The sequence below is a fragment of the Frankia tisae genome (assembly GCF_025403405.1).
GTDB lineage: Bacteria > Actinomycetota > Actinomycetes > Frankiales > Frankiaceae > Frankia > Frankia tisai.
Window position 1 is genome coordinate 1 of sequence record NZ_JANEZT010000552.1, and the last position, 2,959, is coordinate 2,959.

A 2,959-nucleotide genomic window follows, 5' to 3' on the forward strand; every position below is an offset into this window, starting at 1 on the left:
GGCCGTCCAGGCGCGCGCTCACCCGACCCGCACCCATCGGGCCACGGAGGGGACCCCGGCGGTGTTCTGGGCGAACATCATGTAATACCCCGGCGGAAGAAGGTTCGGGTTGTCGGGGACGTCGACCGAGATCTGGCCGTCCTGGCTGCCGGCCGACACCGGCAGGTCGACGCTGCGCTGGTTGGGATCGGCCTGGTGGGTCACCGACGCGGGCCGCAGCAGCGTGACCCGGCCGATGTCGCCGTCGACCGTCAGCGCCTGCCGCGAGCCGTAGCCGAACGTGCCGGCTGCCTGAGTGATCGCGGGCCGCTGCCGGCTGAAGTACCAGGGCCGGTAGACGGAGATCGTCTGGCTGAACGACCCGTCCAGCGGGTTGTTCCCCAGCGCCGCGACGCTGCCGTCGGGCAGCAGGAACGCCTGCGAGTGGTAGGTCCGGTCCTGGGGGTCCGGCGGGACCGAGGTGAACGTGTTCGCGACCGGGTCGTAGATCGACGCCTCGTGCACCGGGTCGGACCGCAGGTGCCGTCCCCCGCCGGTCTCCAGGACCTTCCCGTCGGGCAGGATCACGGCGCTGACGTACATCTTCGCCGCCGGCAGGTCCGGGCCGGGCTGCCAGTGCGGGTCGGCCTGGCGCAGGTCGATGAGGTCGGTGGCGGCGATGGCATCGGCTCCGGCATCGCCGTTGCCACCCCCCAGGGTCAGCACCCGCCCGGCCTGGGCCGGCGGGAGCAGCACCGAGGCACCCTGGTCACGCAGGTTCACATGGCGCAGACCAGGCACGTCGTTGACCGTCGCCGTGGCCGGGTCGTAGATGTTCGAGCCGGCCTCTGTCGGTGCGTTGCCGAAGGTGTGGACGCCGCCATAGAACAGCCGCCCGTCCGTCATCAGCTTCAGTTCGGGGTAGAGGCCCCAGAAGAAGTACGTCTGCGGCACTTCGGCGGCGGGCAGCCAGCTCTGCTGGGAACTGTCGAACATCTCGGTGGCGACGCTGCCGCCCGCGTTCTGGTCCAGGCCGCCCACGGCGAGAACGTTGCCGTCGCCCAGTGCGATCAGGCTGGGATACCAGTGGCCGCCGCCGGGCAGGTCGTTCGTCGCCGTGTACGTGTCGGCCACGGGATCGAAGATGTAGCTCTTCGCCAGGCCCTTGTAGTTGGCTGTGGCGGTGGAGTAAGCGGCCGTCCCGCCAGCCAGCAGGATTCGACCGTCCGGAAGCTGGACGTGACCCGAGCAGAAAAGATCGTCCGCAATAGGAACATCTTTGAATTGACCGGTGCTCGGATTCCACACGCTGGACTTGAAGGTGCCCGAGTCGAAGGCGGACAGGTCGTTTCCGGAGCCGGCGACGAGCAGCACGTTCCCGGTGCGCAGGACGCTGGCGTGCACGGACCGGACGGACGCCGGATAGCTGAGCGTCTGCCAGGTCCCGCCGCAGTCGGCGGTGCATCCACCCGGCGGCGAGGCCGACAGGGGGTCGGGGTCGCCGCCGCCGCCGGTGTAGTCGACGCGGATCTGCGCCCCACCAGCCCGGTCGTAGTACTCGGTGACGATCGTGTGGGCGCCCGCGGTCACCGTCGGGGTGGCGGTGAAGGTGGTCGGGCCCTGGTCGTTCCAGCCGTCGATCACCCGGGTGTCGTCGACGTAGACGCGCACCCCGTCGTCGGCGGTCGCGGTGATCCTGATCGGGCCGGCGACGAAGCGGTCGACGCGGGTCCAGCGGGCGGAGAAGGCGTCCGGGCCGATGCCGGGCAAGCCCGGCCCGCCGTCACCGAAGTCGTGGTGCAGGCCGTTCTCGCAGCGTGCCGGCGTCGGTGTGCCGGCGAGCGTGGCGTTGTCGAAGTACTGGGCCGACCACTGCAGGCCGTTGCACGCCGCCGCGGGGGTGAGGGTGTAGCCGACCCGCGCGGTCGCGCCGCCGGAGCGCTCGTAGTACTCCACCCGGACGGCGTGGCTGCCGGCGGTGACCTCGGCGCTCGCCGTGTAGGTCGTGGGGCCCTGGTCGCGCCATCGGTCGATGATCGGCTGGTCGTCGAGGTAGACCCGGATCCCGTCGTCGGCGGTGGCGGTGACCGTCAGGGTGCCGGCGACGAAGGTCTCCGTGCGCGTCCAGCGGGCGGAGAAGTTGTCGGCGCCGATGCCGGCCAGGCCGGGACCGTCGTCGCCCCAGGCGTAGTCGACGCTCGCCGAGCAGCGGGGCACCCCGGTGCCGCTCAGCGTCCGGTTCGGGAAGTAGGTGCCCGCCCATTCGCCGGCCGCGCAGTCGGGCCCGGGGCCGCGCGGCTCCCCCGGGCCGCCGGAGAGGTCGAACTCGACCATGGCTCCGCCGGCGTTCTGGTAGTACTCGACGACGATCGTGTGGGTGCCCGCGGCCAGCGTGCGAGTGCCGGTGAACGTCTGCGGGCCGTGGTCACCCCAGCCGTCAACGACGGACTGCCCGTCGACGAGCACCCGGACACCGTCGTCGCCGGTCACGCTCGCCGTGTAGGAGCCGGCGGCGAGGGTGACCTGGCGCGTCCAGCGCACCGAATAGCCGACGGTGCCGATGCCGGTGACGCCGGGGCCGTTCGCCGACCAGTCGAAGTCGATCGTGGCGTCACAGCGCTGCCCGGCCGGATCTCCACCGAGACCGGTCCCGGCGTGGAACTCGGCGCTCCACTGATCGTCCGAGCAGGTCTGCGCCTTCGCCGCCGGCGAGCCCGCGGCGACCAGCAGGACGAGCTGCCCGACGGCCGAGACCAACACCACGGCGACCAGGGCCCGGCCCGACCGGGCTGACCGGGCCGGGCGGCGCGACCGCAGCACACGCGACCGCAGCACACGCGGCCGCGGTTCACGTGGCCGCATCGGAGGCTTCCTCCCCCGGCGTGCCCGCCGACCAGGACAGGCCGCCCGGCCGATTCACGCCCTGCCGGCGACTCGGCCGGCCGGTTCGTGCCGATCCGAAGGGCGCCCCCGTCAGCGC

General features: G+C 72.2%; 1 protein-coding gene. It reads right to left on the bottom strand.

Annotated elements, in window-relative coordinates:
• Positions 1–18: 18 nt before the first annotated feature.
• A complete protein-coding gene (locus tag NBZ85_RS29665) occupies positions 19–2,841 on the bottom strand; it encodes a PA14 domain-containing protein (protein ID WP_261560562.1) in 2,823 nt (940 codons plus the stop codon).
• Positions 2,842–2,959: the final 118 nt, after the last annotated feature.

Bases quoted from the DNA above. Each gene is read 5' to 3' on its own strand.
- NBZ85_RS29665 (WP_261560562.1), bottom strand. From the start codon at position 2,841: ATGCGGCCACGTGAACCGCGGCCGCGTGTGCTGCGGTCGCGTGTGCTG.